This window comes from Streptomyces sp. GESEQ-4, from assembly GCF_017948455.1.
Lineage (GTDB): Bacteria > Actinomycetota > Actinomycetes > Streptomycetales > Streptomycetaceae > Streptomyces.
In genome coordinates this window covers 67059-84508 of the sequence record NZ_JAFFSU010000008.1, presented here as the reverse complement: position 1 = coordinate 84508, position 17450 = coordinate 67059, and the positions used below count along the sequence as shown (strand labels likewise).

The window sequence follows — 17450 nt, the reverse complement described above, 5'->3', positions numbered from 1 at the left end:
CAGCTCGGACTGATCAGCTCAGACTGATCAGCTCAGCGTGAACTCGACGCCCTCCCGGGCGAGTTCGGTGAGCCACTCCTGCGAGCGCGCCGCGGTCTCGGCGGCGCGGTTCAGGCCGGGCGGCAGCGAGCCGTCCAGGATGTGCCGGACGCCGAGCGCGAGGGTGCGGGAGACACAGCGGGCCATCGCGCTCTCCTCCGCGTCACCGGTCAGGTCCAGGAGGTAGCGGCCCGACCACTGGTTCACCTCCAGCGACACCGCCAGCACCACCCGGTCCCGGTCGGCCTCCGTGGTCGGGTACCGGGCCGCCAACTCCTGCGCCAGAGCCGCGATCCGGGCGTCGTCACCCGCCTTCAGCTCCTCGAACACGTCGTCCCACGCCCGCAGCCAGCCCTCCAGACGCAGCGTGCCGCGGACGAAGGTCCGCGCCTTCCACGCGGGCGGCACTCCGTACTGCTCCACGAAGGGCAGGCTGTCGCGGTTGGGGTACACCTCGAAGGTCTCGCCGTCCACGACATGTTCCCGGGTCGCCTCCCAGGGCCGGTCGGCTACGGTCTCCGCGCCGTCTTCGATGTAACGGGCGGGCGAGCGCAGGGCGTTGAGAACTCCCGCGGGTGCCCAGCTGAAGCGGTACCTGAAGTCGTTCGGCACCGCGGGGACGCCGCCGCAGTACGAGGTGAGGCGGTACGAGGCCGCCGTGTCGTCGCCGATCGCCTCCCGGGCGCGGGCGACGAGGCTGTGCGCGAAGAGATGGTCGATGCCGGGGTCGAGACCGGCCTCGGTGAGCACGACGAGCCCGGCCTCCGTCGCCGCGGGCACCTGCTCGAGCACCGCCTGAGACACATAGCTGGAGCAGGCGAAATGCGCTCTCCCCCGCACGCAGGCGGCCAGGATCCCGGCGTGCTCGGGCGCGGGCAGCATCGATACGACGACGTCGCCGGGCGCCAGTTCGGCGGTGAGCGACTCCAGCGTGTACGTCCGAGGCTCGGCGCGACCGGTGAGGCCCCGTTCGTGGAGGGCCTCGGCGGCGCGCTTCTCGGTGCGGTGCCACAGCCGTACCCGCTCGGCGGTGTCGCACAGCGCCACCAGTCCGCTGCCCGTGGACAGTCCGGCGCCGATCCAGTGCACGGTACCGCTCGCCGGAACACGCTCACGCATCACGCAACTCCCCTTCCGCGATGCCGAGTTCACGGCAGGCCTGGTGGAACCGGTCCAGACAGCGCCCCCACGGCCCGCCGGTCTCGAACTCCAGCAGCTGGAGCACCAGGGACGCCGAGAAGTCGGTGCTGGACTCCCGCGGCAGCAGGGACGGCAGGTTGTCGATGGCGATGAGGTCCAGCGGGGGTTCCTTGTGCAGGCGGCGGACCGGGTCCGTCCAGTCGGTGACGCGGTCGTAGACCGGCAGCACGTTCAGCGGCGAGCCGACGTCGCAGGTGACGTCGCAGAGGGTGCGCAGACGGCGGGCGGGGTCGTCGAGGTCCTCGTCCCTGAGGAAGGGCGGGATGGGGGTGGTGGCGAGGACCGCGTTGACCATCACGTCGTGGTCGAGGAGGGCCCGGCGGTCCAGGTCGCGGGTCTCAGCGAGGTCCCAGGCGGACGGGTCGAGCCCGGCGACATGGAGGGCGACGCGCGCGCCGCGCCCGCTGCGGCCGAGGGCGCCGATCACCAGCGCGGTGAACGCCTCGCCGGGTGCCTGAAGCGCCTCGTCCAGCTCCTCCTTCGACGTGGGGCGCAGGGGTGCCCGGAGGCTGCCCCGGTGGTGGAGCACCGCCAGGGCCGCGCCCAGGTAGCCCGCCCAGAAACCGAAGGCGGCGAGGCGGCGGCCGTCGTCGTCCACCAGATACTCGAGGTCGAGGAGCTGGCCTCCCCCGGCGGCGAACCGGCGCAGCAGTTCCGCCGCGCCGGGCTGCCGCTTGTAGGCGTGCCCGAAGAAGATGTGCCGGTGGATCAACGTGCCCGGACCGTCCGGGAGTTCCTTCAGTCCGAGGACGACGGCGTCCTCGGGCGCCGACACCCACGAGCCCGGGGCCGCGACCCGGCAGCCGACGGCCTCGTACTCCTCGATCGGGAAGATCCGCTGCGGTGACTCCTCGACGGTCAGCACCGCTCCGCTGTCGATGAGCCGGCGTGCGTCGGACGGCACGATCGGGGTGCGGCGTTCGGTGGAGCGGACCTCGTGGCGCAGCCACAGGTGGAGCTCGGTCATACGAGATTGGCCTCCGGACGCGGGGCGTCGGCCGCGAACCGGCCGGCGCTGAGCGGGCTGACGTCCACGAAGGGTACGCGGCCCAGGTACAGGTCGCGGAGGACCTCGCCGACGGCGGGTCCCTGCAGAAAGCCGTGGCCGGAGAAGCCGGTCGCGTAGAGGAAGCGGGAGGGTGAAGTCGCCTCGCCGATCAGGGCGTTGTGGTCGGGGGTGTTCTCGTACAGGCCCGCCCAGCCGCCGGTGCGGCGCAGGTCGAGGAGGGCCGGGGCGCGGCGTCGCATGGCCTCGGCGAGGCGGGGGATCCAGCGGTCGTGGGGGTCGGTGGCGAAGCCGGGCCGCTCGTCGGGGTCGGACATGCCGAGGAGGAGGCCGGGGCCCTCGGTGTGGAAGTAGAGGCTGGTGCCGAAGTCGATGGTCATGGGCAGGTCGGGCGGAAGTCCCTGGACCGGCTCGGTGACGGCGATCTGGCGGCGTAACGGCTCGACCGGCAGCTCCACGCCGGCCATGGCGCCGACGGCCTTCGACCAGGCGCCGGCCGCGCAGATCACGGTGTCGGTGGTGATGCTGCCCAGGGTCGTGCGTACGGCGGTGATGGTGTCGCCGTCCCGTTCGATGCCGGTGACGTCGGTGTGGCGCAGGATCCGGGCGCCGTACTCGCGGGCGGCGGTCGCGTAGCCGTGGACGACGGACTCCGGCGTGCAGTGGCCGTCGTCCGGTGAGAACGCGGCCGCCAGCAGTCCGTCGGTGCTGATCAGCGGGGAGAGCCTGCCTGCCTCGGCGGGAGTGATCATACGGCTGGCCACGCCGAGGGAGTTCTGCAGCCGGACGCCCGCCTCGAAACCGGCGACCTGCTCGGGCGTCGACAGCAGGAACAGATAGCCGACCCGGTGCAGTCCGATGTCGGGGCCGACCTCCTCCTGGAAGCGGCCGAAGGCCTCCAGGCTGCGGGCGCCGAGCTGGATGTTGAGCTCGTCGGAGAACTGTGCCCGGACGCCGCCCGCCGCCTTGGAGGTGGATCCGGCCCCGAGTTCGTCCCGTTCGACCAGGACCACGTCCCGTACGCCGGCGCGGGCGAGGTGGTAGGCGATGCTCGTACCCATGACTCCACCGCCGATGACGACGACCCGGGCCTGCAGCTTCACGTGTGTGCCTCCTTGGCGGCGTGGATCACGGCCCGGGCGCGGCGACGCCGAGCAGCCCCCTGCCGGGTCTCCGGAGAAGCCCGGTCTCCAGAGAGGCCCGGTCTCCGGAGAGGAAGAGGACGTCGTCGGTCACTCCCTCTTCCTGTCCGGACCGGCGCCACGGCAATCAGGACCAGTGCGCCACGGCGTCCAGATGAGGCAGGTGATGGTCGAGGCGCTCCCGCTTCGTCCGCAGATAAGTGATGTTGCTCTCACACGGCGGGATGAGCAGCGGGACCTGCTCGGCGACTTTGATGCCGTGCTCCAGCAACGCCTCGCGCTTGCGCGGGTTGTTCGACATCAGGCGTACGGAGCGCACGCCGAGGTCGTCGAGGATCCGGGCGGCGACGCCGTAGTCCCGGGCGTCCACCGGCAGGCCGAGCGCGAGGTTCGCCTCGACGGTGTCCAGGCCCTCCGCCTGCAGCGCCATCGCGCGCAGCTTGCCGAGCAGGCCTATGCCGCGGCCCTCGTGTCCGCGCAGATAGACGACGACGCCGCGCCCTTCGGCGGCGACGGCGCGCAGTGCGGAGGCGAGTTGATCACCGCACTCGCAGTGCTGGGAGCCGAAGGCGTCCCCGGTCAGGCATTCGGAATGCAGCCGGGTGAGGACGTCGTCCGTGCCGATGTCACCGTGGACCAGGGCCACTTGCTCGTCACCGCGATCGTGGTCGAGATAGCCGACCGCGCGGAATTCCCCATACACCGTGGGCAGCGGCGCATTCACGACGCGCTCCACTCCCGTCCGCTGTGGAGACTTCGTGCCGAGTACGCCAATGTTTTCTGTCATGATCTGGTTCCTAAGCAGAGACGAAGGGCCATGAGGAAATGAGTGTTTCGGGATCGCGTTCGGCGGCACACGGGCTGTTGCCGGCGGACACCACGGAAGATGTACGCACGCGGGGGGCAGGCGTCTCACGGCAGGTCGCCGTCCTTCCCGTCGGAAGCTTCGAGCAGCACGGGCCCTTCCTTCCACTGGCCACCGACACGCTCGTCGCCTGTGCCGTCGCGCGGGAGATAGCCGCCGCGCACCCGGTGCACCTCCTTCCTCCGGTGACGATCTCCTGTTCGCACGAGCACGCGGCCTGGCCGGGGACCGTCAGCATCTCCTCCGTCACCCTTCATGCGGTGGTACGGGACATCGCGGCTTCGCTCCGCCGCTCGGGCGTCGACGCCCTGGTTCTGGTCAACGGGCACGGCGGAAACTATGTACTGGGAAACGTCGTTCAGGAATCCTCCGCGCAAGGAGAGTCGATGGCGCTGTTCCCGGCCGCGGAGGACTGGGAGACGGCGCGGGAGCGGGCGGGGGTGCGGACCTCGCTGCTCACCGACATGCACGCGGGGGAAATTGAGACCTCCATCCTTCTGCACGCTCATCCCGAATTGGTCAGGTCCGGTTATGAGACCGCTGATTTCGTCGCGGACGACCGGCGCCATCTGCTGACCCGCGGAATGTCCGCCTATACCGATTCGGGTGTCATCGGACGTCCTTCGCTGGGTTCGGCGGAAAAAGGGAAGGCGCTGCTTGAGAGCCTCGCGGATTCCTTCGGCGCGTGGTTGTCGTTGTTCACGGGTGACGTACGGGGGTAGCGCCGGCGGGCGACCAGGACGAGGACGCCGGGCAGGCTGGCCGCGAAGCTGAGCACGCCGTACACGACGGCGACGGCCAGTCCGCTGCTCGCGCCGAGTCCGGCGGCGCCGAACGCCCAGGCGGTGACGCCCTCCCGGGGTCCCCAGCCGCCGACGTTCAGCGGCAGGCCCATGGCGAGCAGGGCGAGCACCGCGATCGGCAGCAGTACGACGGCGGAGGCGCCGGAGCCAGCGACACGGGCGGCGAGCACGAACATCGCGATGTGGCCCGCCAGCACGACGACGGACGACACGACGATGCCGGGCCAGTTACGGCGGGACAGCAGACCCCGGCGTGCCTCGCCGAGCGTCGAACGCAGGGCACGCCCGCGGCGGGAGGGCGTGCGGTTCATCCGCAACGCCAGGACGACCGCGCTCGCGCCCAGCGCCGCGAACAGAAGCAGCGGCGCGAACTGCCGGGCCTCGGCCAGCACCGGCGACGGCATGGTCAACAGCACCGCGGCACCGACGAGGACCAACACGGCCTGTCCGGCGGCCCGTTCGAGTACGACGGCCCGTACCCCGCGGCCGAGGTCGCCCTCGCTCTTCCCGTGCCGCACCGCCCGGTGCACATCCCCGAGCACGCCGCCCGGCAGGGCCGCGTTCAGGAACAGCGCCCGGTAGTAGTCCGCCACGGCCGGCCCGAACGGCAACCGAATCCGCAGCCCCCGCGCCACCAGCGCCCACCGCCACGCGCTGAACACGGTGGTGACGACGCCGATCCCGACAGCCACAACCAACGTCACCACGTCGATCCGCCGCAGCCCGTCCAGAAAGACGCCAGTGCCCATACGCCAGAGCAGCACGCCAAGGATGGCAACACCGGCGATGGTCCCGAGGTGCGGACGGACGCGGCGCAGGAAGGTGGGGCGGGGGGTGGCGGCGGACGGCTCGTCGGCGACCGCCGGGCGAGCGTCACCGGCGGGGGTGGGCTCGGTGGCGGGGTGCGATTCGTCGACGGGAGCGGGGTCCGTCGTGGGCGATACCTCGACAGCCGTCCGGCACGCGCCGGCGACCGAGGCGGACTCCGTGGCGAGGTGAGGCTCGGCGACCGGAGCGCCATCCGCCGCAGGCGACACCTCCACAGCCGTCCGGCACGCGCCGGCGACCGAGGCGGACTCCGTCGCGGAGCGGACGTCGGCGGATGGAGTCGGTTCCGTCGCGGGCGACCCGTCGGCGGGAGCCCGGTGTCCGCCCGCGACCGCCGTCGAAGCAGTGCCGGAGTCTCGGTCGGTGGGCCGGTGAGGGGCGTGTGCCTTGTGTGTCTTCGCGCGGGTCTCGGCGGCCTGCCTCGCGGCGGCTCGCGGGGTGACGCGACGGCCCGTGCCGACGCGTACCACCGCGCGGACCCCCGCTGCCGCGCGGACCCTGACCACCCGCACCGCCACCTCGGCGGTCGCCGTCTGTGCGCTCATGCCGAGCCGCCCATCGGACGCGACAGCGCCAGCAGGTCGGTGTGGTGGACGATCACGTTCAACTCGCCCGCGGCGCAGGCCTCCAGGCGGTCACCCAGGTACGCGTCGGCGCGTTCCCGCAGTTCGGGGCGTTCCTCGACCGCCGCGCCGACCCAGCCGCGCAGCCACTGGGCGGTGAGGTCGGCCTCGTCGGGGCCGAGGCGCCAGGGGCTGGGGTGCAGATGGACCGTCGCGCCGCGTTCGGAGAACGCCTCGCAGGCGGCGGTGACCGCGTCCGGGCCGAGCAGACCGGCACGTCGCTGGTGGGCGTTGAACGCCTCCGCGATCTCCGTGTCCAGCGGGTGGGACGGCGTCAGTTCGACGCGTCCGGCGACGGAGAGCGTGAGCAGGGCCGGGCAGCCCGCGCCGGTGCAGGCGGCGGCGAGGGTGTCGATCTCCTCGCGGGTGAGGACGTCGAGAAGTGCGGACGCGGTGACCAGTGAGGCACCGGCCAGGGCGTCCGGGGTGAGCCGGGCGACGTCGCCGCGGCGCGACTCGACGGTGACGCGGCTGCCGTCGGCGGCGGAGCGCGGGGAGCCCACGGCGGCGAAGTGCAGGAGGTAGGGGTCGCGGTCGTGCAGGATCCAGTGCTGGGGGCCGTCCAGCCGGGGGGCCAGCCAGCGCCCCATCGAGCCGGTGCCGCAGCCCAGGTCGTGCACGACCAGCCCGCCGGCCCGCCCCGGCAGATTCGCCAGCCGGATCCGCAGCGGATCGAGCAACTCCCCCGCCCGCGCCAGCGCGTCCGCCCCTTCCCGCAGCTGAAGCCACTCGGGCGCGTACCGCGGCGACTCCGGCTCCTCAGGCGCGTCCTCCCGCAACCGCACGGTGGGCCGCTCGCCGGGCCGGGAGGCCACACCGGCGGCAGGACCGGCTCCGGGGATCACCTGGTCGGTGGATGCGGGACCGGAGCCGGGCATCACCTGCTCCGGCGCCTGGCCGACAGCAGCCGCCGACGCCGGTTCCGCGGCCCGGACGGCACTGCTCGCCCCGGCCTCCATCGAAGGAGCGCCCTGCCTCGCCGCGGCCGCCCCCGCATCCGCCGCGTGGCCACCCTGCCTCGCCCCGGACTCCGCCGATCGTGCCATGTGCCTCACCCCGGGTTCCGCCGTGGCCGAGGCATCCCGCGGGCCCGGCTGGGCCGGAATGCCTCCGCCGCGCTGGGTCGTCGCTGTCTTCCTCATGCCGCCCTCCTGGGTTCGTTCGGCAGTCGGCCCAGTACCGCGGCCAGGCTGCGGGCCGTGGTGGCCCAGCCGTCGAGGGCGGCGCGTCGCCCTCGGGCGGCCGCCTTGAGGCGGCGTCGTACATCGGCCTCGCCGAACCAGCCGCGCAGTTCGGCGGCGAGAGCCTGAGGGTCCTCCGGTGGGACGAGGATGCCGGGCACGCCGCCGTCGGGGGCGCGGCCGACGGCCTCCGGCAGGCCGCCGACGTCCGTCGCCAGCACCGGGATGCCGCGCGCCAGCGCCTCCGTCACCGCCATGCCGTAGGTCTCGGCGTAGGAGGTGAGGACCATCAGGTCGGCGGAGGCATAGCTCGCGTCGAGTTCGGCGCCGGCCTGCGGTCCCGCCAGCACGAGCCGGTCCTCCAGGCCGTACCGGGCGATGAGCGACCGCAGTCCGGCCACATACTCCGGGTCGTGGCTGAGCCCGCCCACGCAGACGCAGCTCCACGGCAGGTCGGCCACCGCGGCCAGCGCCTCCACCAGCCGGTGCTGCCCCTTGCGCGGTGTCACCGCGGCGACGCACAGCAGCCGGGAGACGCCGTCCGTGCCGGAGGCGAGGGGGGCGATGTCGGCGCCGGGGGCAGCGACATGGACCCGCTCGGGGGCGAGCCCGTGGTGGGAGACGAGGCGGCGGACCGCCCAGTCGGACGTGGCGATCACGGCCGGAACGGCCCGCAGCACAGTCCGTTCCCTGGCGTCCAGCTCCGCGGCCACGTCGGGCGTCAGACCCCGCTCGTCGCCGAGCGGCAGGTGGACGAGGACGGCGAGGCTCAGGCGTTCGGCCTCCGGGAGGATGATCTCGGGGACGCCGCAGGCGACCAGACCGTCCAGGAGGACGACCGTGCCGTCGGGCAACTGCCGCAGCGTGCGGGCGAGTTCCTCGCGCGCCGCCACCCCCGGCCGGGGCCAGCTGCCGTCCACGGTGTGCTTCTCGACCTGCCAGCCGAAGCCCGGCAGGTCCAGACACAGTCGCCGGTCATAGGCGTTGCCGCCGCTCGGCTGGGCCGGGTCGTCGACGCCGCCGGGCATGAAGAAGTGCACGGAACGCAGGGACATGGGGATGATCTCGGCGTTCTTCAGGGCGGAGTGCTGTACGGGAACGTATTCGAGCCGCCGGGGCTCCAGAGCCCTGTCGGTCGAGGACTCCATGGTCGTGTCGGTCACAGGGCACGCTCGTAACTCGCCCAGGCGACATGCGACTCGTGCAGCGTGACGGTGAGGCCCGCGAGACCCCGGGCGCCCTCGCCGAGCGCGCCCTTCTCGATGCGCTCGGCGAGCCGGTCGGCGATGACCTTGGCCAGGAACTCCGTGGAGGTGTTGACCCCCGCGAAGTCCGGCTCGTTGTCGAGGTTCCGGTAGTTCAGCTCGCTGACTACGGCACCGAGCTCCTGGGTCGCCAGTCCGATGTCGACGACGATGTTGTCGTCGTCCAGCTGCTCGCGCCGGAAGGTGGCGTCCACGAGGAACGTCGCTCCGTGCAGGCGCTGCGCGGGTCCGAAGACCTCGCCGCGAAAGCTGTGGGCGATCATGATGTGATCGCGGACGGTGATGCTGAACAACGGACGACCCTCCAGGTGCGGCGCGTCTGGTCCCCGGCCGATCGCCGCCGGGGATGTCGTGTAGTACGGCTGTCTGCCATGCCTTGTTCAGCGAACCTGTTCCCCTTTTTGGGAGGTCAGGCGCGCTTGCCGTCCCGCATTGAACGATTCGTCAGGTCGGGTCGCCGTATCGGACCCGGTGGCACAGGGCCGGGATCTCGCCCGAGGCCAGCCGTGGCAGCACGTCCGGGAGTTCCTCGAAAGCGCTCTCCCCGGTGACGAGGGCGTCGAGCGCCGGGTCGGCGAGCAGGTCCAGGGCGAGGGCGAGCCGGTCGGCGTAGGTGCGGCTGGAGCGGCGGGCCGGGGAGACGGTGCCTACCTGGCTGCTGCGGATGACCAGGCGCCGGGAGTGGAAGGCCTCGCCGAGCGGGAGGCTGACCTGCCGGTCCCCGTACCAGCTCAGTTCGAGGACCGTGCCCTCGTCGGTGAGGAGTTCCAGGGAGCGGGTGAGGCCCTGTTCCGTGGCGCTGGCGTGGACGACCAGGTCGCAGTCGCCGAGGGCGTCCGCGGGGGCGGCGAAGCCGACGCCGAGTGCCTCTGCCACCTTGGCCCGCGCCGGGTCGGCGTCGACCAGTTGGACGCGTACGCCGGGGAAGCGCGCCAGCAGCGCGGCCACCGAGCAGCCGACCATGCCGCCGCCGACCACGGCGATCCGGTCGCCGACCAGGGGCGCCGCGTCCCAGAGCGCGTTCACGGCGGTCTCCACCGTGCCGGCGAGCACCGCGTGCGAGGCGGGCAACGACTCCGGCACCACGGTGACGGCGGCGGCCGGGACGACGTACCGCGTCTGATGCGGGTAGAGGCAGAAGACCGTACGACCGACCAGTGCCGTCGGCCCCTCCTCCACTACGCCGACGTTGAGGTAGCCGTACTTCACCGGGCCGGGGAACTCGCCCTCCTGGAACGGTGCTCGCATCGCCGCGTACTGGCTTTCGGGCACGCCGCCGCGGAACACGAGTGTCTCCGTGCCACGGCTCACGCCGGAGAAGAGCGTGCGTACCAGTACTTCGTCCGCGCCGCATTCCGGCAGGTCCACCTCGCGTATCTCACCGAGCCCAGGCGAGTTGAGCCAGAACGCGCGTGCGGTGCGGTTCATCGGAATCCTCCTGAACGATCGGGAAGCTGTTCACGTACGGAGAGGTGCACAGGCCGCGCACAACGTAGCGGCGATGATCGACTCTGTCACACGGCCGGAGGATGTTCGGTGGCCCTGAACCACACTTACGACGCGAGGCTCGTCCAGCAGGAGACCGCTCTGGGAGCGGGTGTGCAGATCCTTGTGCTGACCCTGCTCGGCACGGCGATCGGGATGGGGCCCGCGGGCTGGCTGACCGGACTCGCCTTCGCCATCGCCACCTGGGCCGTGCTCTCCCGGGCCCTGCACCGGTCCCGGTTGCAGTCCTTCGGTCCCGCCAACCGGGTCACCCTCGGCCGCTCCATCCTCGTCGGCGGTGTCACGGCCCTGGTCGCGGACTCCTTCCAGAGCCCGCCGCCCATCACGCTCCTCGTCGGACTCACCGCGGTGGCCCTGATCCTCGACGGAGTCGACGGCAAGGTCGCCCGCCGCACCGGCACCTCGACGGCGCTCGGCGCCCGCTTCGACATGGAGGTCGACGCGTTTCTGATCCTGGTGCTCAGCGTGTACGTGTCCATGTTCCTGGGCCCGTGGGTGCTGCTGATCGGCGCCATGCGGTACGCCTTCGTCGCCGCGGCCCGCGTCTGGCCGTGGCTCAACGCCCCGCTCCCGCCGAGCACGGCCCGCAAGACGGTGGCCGCGCTCCAGGGCGTGTTCCTGCTGGCCGGCGCCTCGAAGCTGCTGCCGTACCCGGCGACGTTCGGCATCGTCGCGCTGGCGCTGGGGCTGCTGGTGTGGTCGTTCGGGCGCGATGTGCTGTGGCTGTGCCGGACGGCGCGGATCGAGAAGACACCGCGCCAGGAGGCCACCGCGGAGGTCCGGGAACCCGAGCTCGCAGCCCGCTGACCGCTCACCCGCGACGCGGCAGCAGTCCGACCGCCGCGACCAGCACGACCGCCAGCACCAACCAGAGCACAGCCGGATACAACCCGCCGACCAATCACCCCCGACGCGGCAGCAACCCGACCGCCGCGAGCGGTACGGCGGCCAGTACCAGCCAGGGCACAGCCGGGTGCAGGCCGGTGTCCAGCAGGGAGCCGGTGGCTGAGCTGCCGGCCAGGACGATCAGGCCGGACACCGATGACAGGGCGCCGGTGTAGAGGCCGAGCCGCCCGTCCTCCGCCAGGTCGGGGACCCAGGCTCGGGCGACGGGCGCGACGAGCATCTGGCCGAGGGTGAGGAGCACCACGAAGCCCGCGGCGGGCAGCAGTCCCGTGATGCCGGTCCAGCCGGCGGGCCGGGCGGCGGCCACGACCGCGAACCCGGCGGCGATCAGCAGCAGTCCGGCCACCATCGACCGGCGCATCTCCAGCCGCTCCCCCACCCAGCGGGTGACCGGCAGCTGGGCCGTCACCACCAGCAGCGACGACAGCGCGAACAGCCAGGCCAGCGGCGCCTGCGAACCGGCCGCGCGCTCCACCTCCGCGGGCAGGGCCAGATAGAGCTGGTTGTAGGCGAGCAGATAGGCGCCGTATCCGCAGCACAGCGCGAGGAAGCGGCGGTTGCGCACCAGCAGCTTCATACCGCCCCGGAACTCGACGCGGGTCCGCCCCGGGATGTGCTGCGGCAGCAGCCACGCATGCCCGGTGAGGACGAGCACGAAGATTCCCGCTCCGGCCAGACAGACCGTACGGAAGTCCACCCCCAGCAGCAGCCCGCCCAGCAACGGCCCCACGAACGCGCCCGCCTGCCCGGCCACGGTGAACAGCGCCAGCACGCGCGTGCGCGAGCCGCCACCCGACTCCTCCCACACCACCGCCTGCCGCGCGACCTCGGACTCCACGGCCGGCGAGAACAGCGCGGCGGCGAACCCGATGAGCAGCACGGCGCCGATGACCGACCAGGTCTCCCGCGCGTACCCGAGCCACACGAACCCGGCGATCCGCAGCACGCATCCCGCCAGCACGACGGGCCGGATGCCGTACCGGTCGGCCAGCGCCCCGCCCACCACGAACAGCCCCTGCTGGCTGAAGGTCCGCAGGCCCAGGACGAACCCGACCAGCCAGCCCGCCAGGCCGATCGCCTGCCCCAGGTGCTCGGCGAGGAAGGGCAGGACGGCGTAGAAGCCGATGTTGAAGGCGAGTTGGGTGAGGATCAGCAGCCGCAGCAGCGGAGACAGGCGGGTGCGTGGCGCGAGCGTCCGCGTGGTCATCGTCCGGGTGGTCATGGGGTTTCCGTTCCGGAAGCAGCCAACTCCCTTTGTTTCAAAGACTGTTGGATCACAGGCTGTTGGATCACCTTGATACGGGCCGCGGTCACCGCGAGTGCCCCGAGCAGGGCGAGTACGGCGGCGGGGGCGAGGACCGCCCAGGAGGCGCGTTCGGCGTAGGGCTGGTTCTCGGCGAGCAGCAGGCCCCACTCCGGGGACGGCGGCTGGGCGCCGAGGCCGAGGAAGGCGAGCGAGGCGAGGGCCAGGGCGGTGCCGGGCAGGCGCAGCAGGGCGTGCCGGGTGACGGGTGGGAGGACGGCGGGGAGCAGGTCGCGGCGGAGCACATACCAGCGGTCGGCGCCGAGGGCACGGGTGGCGGTGATGTGGAGGGCGGCGCGTTCCTGCCGCAGCAGCGCGGAGGTGTGGGCGGCCAGCGGCGCCCAGGCGACGGCGCTCACGGCGAGCGCGGGCGTGAGCGTGCCGCTGCCCGCGACGGCGGTGACGAGGAGCGCGAGGAGGACCGGCGGCACGGCGTTGACGGTGTCGACGAGCGGCCCGGACATCCGGGGCACCAGTCCGAGGAGTACGCCGGTCAGCAGCGCGACGGCGCCGATCGCGAGGGCGAGCAGCAGGGTGTCGAGGGCGCCGTGGCCGACGCGGGCGAGTACGTCCCGGCCGAGCGCGTCGGTGCCGAACGGGTGGGCCGGGGACGGTGGTTGGAGGCGTTGCCCGGTGTCGAGGGCGAGCGGGTCGCGGGGCAGGCCGAGCGCCACGACGCCGAGGAGCAGGCCGCCGTAGACGAGGGGAAGGATGGCGCGGGTCGGCGGGGCCGGTCGGTGCAGGGAGGTCAGGGCGCTGTCGCGCAGGGCGGGGCCGGTCAGTCGGCGGGTGAGGAGGCTCGCGGCGCCCGCGGCCACGGCGGCGAGCAGGACGAGGGCGAGCGTGCCGGCCTGGAGGACGGGGAGGTCCTGGGCGAGGGCGGCCTGGAGGGTGGTGCGGCCGAGGCCGGGGATGTCGAAGATCTGCTCTACGGCGACGGAGCCGCCGGTCAGGCCGACGACGAACAGGCCGGTGTTCGGCAGCAGTCCGGGCAGACAGCGGCGCAGCGCGTGCCGGGCGATCCGCCCCTGGGGTATCCCGCGGGCGTCGGCGGCCTGCGCCCAGGGCTCGGCGAACGCGCCGGGCAGCAGGTCGTCGAGGAGCCGCCCGAGCACGGCCCCGGCGGGCAGACCGAGGGCGAGCGCGGGCAGCACCGTGTTCTGGGGGCCGTACCAGCCGAGTGCGGGCAGCCAGCCCAGCTGGACTCCGACGACCGTCGCGAGCACGGACGCGATGAGGAACTCGGGCAGCGCGGCGAGGACGGCGGAGCCGCTGCCACCCGTGCGCCGCCGACGCCGGCCGCGTCGCAGGGTGCGGGCGCAGATGATCCCGGCGGTGAGGACGGCGACGGCGAGCGACACCGCCATCAGCAGCAGGGACACGCCCAGCGCCTGCAGCACATCGGGCATGACCTCGTTGCCCGACAGCCACGACCGCCCCGCGTCCCCGCGCCACAGCCCGCCCAGCCACTGGCCGAGCAGATGCAAGGGGCCCGCGTCCAGGCCGAGTCGGTCGCGGATGTCCGCCAGCACCTCGGGCGTGGGGTCACGGTCGGCTGACCGGGCCTTGAGCACGGTGAGCGCCGGGTCGGTCCGCGCCAGCCACGGCAGCAGACCGATCACGCACACCAGGGCGAGGGCGAGTCCGGCCCGCCACAGGAGCGTGGCCGCGTGCTGCCGCATCCGTCAGCGCCGGGTGCCGGTGCCGACGAGGGTGCGCTCGTACGGGTCGAGGAGCGCCCCGCTGACCGAGGAGCCCACGCCGGTGATGATCTGCTGGTGGACCAGCGGAACGACGGCGTCGGTGCCGAGGATCGCCGCCTCGGCCGCCATCGCCGCGTCCTGCCGCTCGTCGGTGTCGGCAGTGCGCTCGGCCTTCGCCACCGCCGCGTCGACGCGCTTGTCGCACAGCTGGGCCATGTTGTAGCCGCCGTCGCAGGTGTAGTCGCTCGCGAGTACGGCCACGGGGTCGCCGGTGTCGACGAGCGTGTTGCGGGCGAGCACGACGGCGTCGAACGTCCCGTCCAGCGCGTCGCTCTCCAGTCGCGAGTACTCGCGCACCTCCAGCTCGACTGTGAACCCGGCCTTCTCCAACTGCTGCTTCACCACCTGGGCGACTTCCGGGAGTTCGGGCCGGTTGTCGTACGTGGCGATGGTGACCTTCGCTCCGTCCGGTGCCGCGGCCTTCGCGCGCCCGACCGGCTGGGTCCGCTTGCCCTCGGCCCAGGTCACGGCGGGTCCGTAGATGCCGGCGCCGGCGTCGGCGTATCCCTCGTAGACGCCGTCGGCGAGCGCGGAGGTGTCGAGGGCCGCGCGGGCGGTGGCACGCAGCTTCGGATCCTTGAAGGGGCCGGACGCGGTGTTGAGCTGCAGGCTGGTGGTGCGAGTCGTCGCCGTGGCCTTGCGGGTGTCCTCGTCGAGGGTCGCCGCCTGGGCGACCGGAAGCGCCTCGGCGAGGTCGGCCTCGCCGGTGCGCAGGGCGCTGGTGCGGGCGGTGCCGTCGGCGATGAACTTCACGTCGACGCCGGAGGCCTGGGCGCGGCCGCCCCAGTAGTCGTCGAACCGGTCGAGGGTGGCGGCGGTGCTGCCGGTCACCTTGGTGAGCTCGAAGGGTCCGGTGGCGGTGCCCACCGGGTCGACGCGGTCCTTGCCGTCGTACGCCTTCGGGGAGAGCACGGCGAGGCTGGGGCTGGACAGACGCAGCGGAAGGACGGGGTCGGGGTCTTCGGTGGTGATGCGGACGCCGGTGCTGCCCTCGGCCTTCGCGGTGAGCGTGACGCCGGAGAGGGCGGCGGGTTCGGGCTTGGTCTGGGTGGCGTGGGTGAGGGATTCGGCGACGGTGGACGGGGTGACGTCGGTGCCGTCCTGGAAGGTGGCCTCGCGCAGGGTGAACAGCCAGGTGCGGTCGTTCTCCTGCTTCCAGGACGCGGCGAGCGCGGGGGCCGCGGAGCCGTTGGCGTCCAGGGCGGTCAGGCTCTCGGTGACGCCGAGCCGGCTGAGGATCGTGGCGTCGCCACCGTGCGGCGAGAGGTTCTCCGCGGGCGGGAAGGCGAGGGCGGCCCGGAGCCGGGAGCCGGAGTTCGCGTCGTCGTCCGCGGAGTCGCCGTTGGAGGCGAAACAGCCGGTGAGGACCGGGACGAGCAGCAGGGCGGCGAGGACACGGCGCACGCGGGTCACCGCCCCATCGGTATCTCGAAGTGCACGATGCCCTGACCGCCGCCGGCGTCCTCGCGCTCGTCGTGCACGATCTTCCCCAGCGACCGCCAGAAGCCCTCCGCGCCCGGCACCGCGGGATCCGTGTGCAGATAGACGGCCCGGTATCCGCCGTCCGCCACCGCGAACGCCGTCAACGCGCCGACGAGCCGCCGGGCGAGCCCGCGCCTTCGGTGCTCGGGGCGGACGTACACCCGACGGGCCTGCGCCGTCTCACCGGACGGAAAGCGCTCGGCGACATGCCGCGGATTCGGCGGGTGGGCCGGGCCCCGTGCGTCGAGCGCGGCCGTGGCGACGACCTCACCCTCGTCGTCGACCGCCACGAGCAGGGTGTGGCGGGCCGGGGCCAGATAGGCGCCGGCCAGGTCGATGATGTCGGCGTGCCAGCGGGGCACGTATCCGCTACCGAAGTCTCGGTACACGGTGTCGAGCATCACGGCTCGCGCACCGTCCAGGTCGTCGGGGCCTGCCGCCCTGATGCTGTAGTCGCGCACTTGCACATCATATGCATTAAGCGCGCGTGGTGATCACCGGGCCCCGAGCTGATCGGTGATCACCGGTCCGACGCGAGAAACCCCGCGACGGCCGCGGCGCACCCCTCGGCATCATCGAGCCAAGGAAAGTGCCCGGCCTTCGTCTGTACGACCGTCCGCGCATCCGGGAACAGCGCGGCGAACTCCGCCATCACCTTGGGCGGAGCGGCCATGTCGACCTCACCGGCGAGCACGAAGACAGGTGCCCCGACGTCGGCGAGGGCCTTGCGGGTCGCGTCCGGGGTGAAGGCGCCCTCGGCACCGAAGGCGGCCATCACCTCACCGTTGTCCTCCGCGTCCGAGGCGGCCTGGTGGGCGCGGGCGGTGTCGTCCCAGCGGCCGTAGGAGAAGGGCGCGATCGCCTGCCAGCTCGCGGCGGTGGGCCTGCCCGCGACGATCTCCTCCAGCGCCGCGAACGCCTCCGGGAACCACGGTTCACCCCTGCGCAGCTCCGCGATCTCCCGTCGGTCCTCACCGGTGATCGGAATACCGACGGCCCGCACACTCGGCGTGATCAGCACGAGCCTGCCGATCCGCTCGGGGTGGCGAGCCGCGTACTGCACCGCGAGGTTCGCGCCTCCGCAGTGGGCCAGCAGATCGACGCGGTCGAGGCTGAGGTGCGCCCGAAGGGCCTCGACGTCGTCGACCATGCGGTCACAGCGGCAGCCGGCCAGGTCCGTCGGGGTCGCCGACTCGCCGGTGCCGCGGAGATCCAGCCTGATCAGCTGCCGGTGCGCGGAGAGGCCGCCCAGATCACCGAGGTAGGAGGACGCGGCCGGGCCGCCGGGCAGGCAGAGCACGGGCGGGCCGGTCTCTCCGGACACGTGGAAGGCGAGCGTGGTTCCGTCTGGTGCGGAGAAGGTCGGCATGGGCGCGAGCGTGACAGGGGGATCGGGACGCGGCAAACGAATTGCCACGGCCGCACGAGGGCGCGGGACAGCCTCTATGTGTCGTGGCAAAGCCGGCCGAGTGTGTTCCTGACCGAGGGCGGGACCGTCTCCGCGTAACCGCAGCTCTCCATGTAGTACCGTGTACTAC

At 72.7% G+C, this 17450-nt stretch carries 15 protein-coding genes and 1 pseudogene; 2 read left to right on the top strand and 14 right to left on the bottom strand.

Annotation, left to right across the window (positions count from 1 at the left end; all coding sequences use genetic code 11):
• Positions 1-27 precede the first annotated feature (27 nt).
• The 4 genes from KCH48_RS17595 to ribA all read right to left on the bottom strand — a co-directional run bounded on the left by KCH48_RS17595 (position 28) and on the right by ribA (position 4174).
• Complete coding sequence (locus tag KCH48_RS17595; protein ID WP_210575172.1) at positions 28-1158, bottom strand: saccharopine dehydrogenase family protein; 1131 nt, start codon at positions 1156-1158, stop codon at positions 28-30.
• On the bottom strand, positions 1151-2206 hold the full coding sequence (locus tag KCH48_RS17590) for a saccharopine dehydrogenase (RefSeq protein ID WP_210575170.1): 1056 nt from the start codon (positions 2204-2206) through the stop codon (positions 1151-1153). The genes KCH48_RS17595 and KCH48_RS17590 overlap by 8 nt, the downstream gene beginning before the upstream one ends.
• Positions 2203-3348, bottom strand: a complete 1146-nt coding sequence (locus tag KCH48_RS17585; RefSeq protein ID WP_210575169.1) for an FAD-binding oxidoreductase — start codon at positions 3346-3348, stop codon at positions 2203-2205. Before KCH48_RS17585 ends, KCH48_RS17590 begins: the two co-directional genes overlap by 4 nt.
• 166 nt (positions 3349-3514) lie before the next feature.
• The gene (ribA, locus tag KCH48_RS17580; protein ID WP_210575168.1) at positions 3515-4174 is read right to left on the bottom strand and encodes a GTP cyclohydrolase II; all 660 of its coding nucleotides are present in this window, start codon (positions 4172-4174) and stop codon (positions 3515-3517) included.
• 38 nt (positions 4175-4212) lie between these two features.
• Between ribA and KCH48_RS17575 the strand changes: the two genes are divergently transcribed.
• A complete protein-coding gene (locus KCH48_RS17575) occupies positions 4213-4974 on the top strand; it encodes a creatininase family protein (RefSeq protein ID WP_210575167.1) in 762 nt (253 codons plus the stop codon).
• Between the two features lie 92 nt (positions 4975-5066).
• Here KCH48_RS17575 and KCH48_RS42275 read toward each other — a convergent pair.
• From KCH48_RS42275 to KCH48_RS17555, 5 genes and pseudogenes are all read right to left on the bottom strand, one after another.
• Positions 5067-5804 (bottom strand): annotated as a pseudogene (locus KCH48_RS42275) (YbhN family protein); the annotation flags it as partial.
• A 620-nt stretch (positions 5805-6424) separates the two neighbouring features.
• Complete coding sequence (locus KCH48_RS17570) at positions 6425-7384, bottom strand: class I SAM-dependent methyltransferase (protein WP_210575502.1); 960 nt, start codon at positions 7382-7384, stop codon at positions 6425-6427.
• A gap of 260 nt (positions 7385-7644) precedes the next feature.
• A complete protein-coding gene (locus tag KCH48_RS17565; protein ID WP_210575500.1) occupies positions 7645-8835 on the bottom strand; it encodes a glycosyltransferase family 4 protein in 1191 nt (396 codons plus the stop codon).
• Between the two features lie 11 nt (positions 8836-8846).
• Positions 8847-9245 (bottom strand): 6-carboxytetrahydropterin synthase, encoded by a 399-nt coding sequence (locus KCH48_RS17560; RefSeq protein ID WP_210575166.1) that lies wholly within the window; start codon positions 9243-9245, stop codon positions 8847-8849.
• 151 nt (positions 9246-9396) lie between these two features.
• Positions 9397-10380, bottom strand: coding sequence for a zinc-binding alcohol dehydrogenase (locus KCH48_RS17555; RefSeq protein ID WP_210575165.1), 984 nt, complete (start codon positions 10378-10380; stop codon positions 9397-9399).
• Positions 10381-10488: 108 nt separating this feature from the next.
• Between KCH48_RS17555 and KCH48_RS17550 the strand changes: the two genes are divergently transcribed.
• Positions 10489-11265: a CDP-alcohol phosphatidyltransferase family protein gene (locus tag KCH48_RS17550; RefSeq protein ID WP_210575161.1), complete on the top strand. Its 777-nt coding sequence runs from the start codon at positions 10489-10491 to the stop codon at positions 11263-11265.
• Between the two features lie 94 nt (positions 11266-11359).
• On the opposite strand, the gene KCH48_RS17545 is transcribed toward KCH48_RS17550, so the two are convergent.
• Genes KCH48_RS17545 through KCH48_RS17525 form a run of 5 tightly spaced genes read right to left on the bottom strand, consistent with a single transcriptional unit; the run spans position 11360 to position 17281 of the window.
• Complete coding sequence (locus tag KCH48_RS17545) at positions 11360-12586, bottom strand: MFS transporter (protein ID WP_246885457.1); 1227 nt, start codon at positions 12584-12586, stop codon at positions 11360-11362.
• Positions 12583-14349, bottom strand: a complete 1767-nt coding sequence (locus KCH48_RS17540; protein ID WP_210575160.1) for an ABC transporter permease subunit — start codon at positions 14347-14349, stop codon at positions 12583-12585. Before KCH48_RS17540 ends, KCH48_RS17545 begins: the two co-directional genes overlap by 4 nt.
• A gap of 3 nt (positions 14350-14352) precedes the next feature.
• On the bottom strand, positions 14353-15843 hold the full coding sequence (locus tag KCH48_RS17535) for an ABC transporter substrate-binding protein (RefSeq protein WP_210575159.1): 1491 nt from the start codon (positions 15841-15843) through the stop codon (positions 14353-14355).
• The gene (locus KCH48_RS17530) at positions 15840-16373 is read right to left on the bottom strand and encodes a GNAT family N-acetyltransferase (protein ID WP_210575158.1); all 534 of its coding nucleotides are present in this window, start codon (positions 16371-16373) and stop codon (positions 15840-15842) included. The genes KCH48_RS17535 and KCH48_RS17530 overlap by 4 nt, the downstream gene beginning before the upstream one ends.
• A 59-nt stretch (positions 16374-16432) precedes the next feature.
• On the bottom strand, positions 16433-17281 hold the full coding sequence (locus KCH48_RS17525) for an alpha/beta fold hydrolase (RefSeq protein ID WP_210575157.1): 849 nt from the start codon (positions 17279-17281) through the stop codon (positions 16433-16435).
• Positions 17282-17450 lie beyond the last annotated feature (169 nt).

Coding starts and splice junctions, on each gene's coding strand:
- KCH48_RS17595 (WP_210575172.1), bottom strand. CDS start 1,158: ATGCGTGAGCGTGTTCCGGCGAGCGGTACCGTGCACTGGATCGGCGCC.
- KCH48_RS17590 (WP_210575170.1), bottom strand. CDS start 2,206: ATGACCGAGCTCCACCTGTGGCTGCGCCACGAGGTCCGCTCCACCGAA.
- ribA (WP_210575168.1), bottom strand. CDS start 4,174: ATGACAGAAAACATTGGCGTACTCGGCACGAAGTCTCCACAGCGGACG.
- KCH48_RS17575 (WP_210575167.1), top strand. CDS start 4,213: ATGAGTGTTTCGGGATCGCGTTCGGCGGCACACGGGCTGTTGCCGGCG.
- KCH48_RS17570 (WP_210575502.1), bottom strand. CDS start 7,384: ATGCCCGGCTCCGGTCCCGCATCCACCGACCAGGTGATCCCCGGAGCC.
- KCH48_RS17565 (WP_210575500.1), bottom strand. CDS start 8,835: ATGGAGTCCTCGACCGACAGGGCTCTGGAGCCCCGGCGGCTCGAATAC.
- KCH48_RS17555 (WP_210575165.1), bottom strand. CDS start 10,380: ATGAACCGCACCGCACGCGCGTTCTGGCTCAACTCGCCTGGGCTCGGT.
- KCH48_RS17545 (WP_246885457.1), bottom strand. CDS start 12,586: ATGACCACCCGGACGATGACCACGCGGACGCTCGCGCCACGCACCCGC.
- KCH48_RS17540 (WP_210575160.1), bottom strand. CDS start 14,349: ATGCGGCAGCACGCGGCCACGCTCCTGTGGCGGGCCGGACTCGCCCTC.
- KCH48_RS17525 (WP_210575157.1), bottom strand. CDS start 17,281: ATGCCGACCTTCTCCGCACCAGACGGAACCACGCTCGCCTTCCACGTG.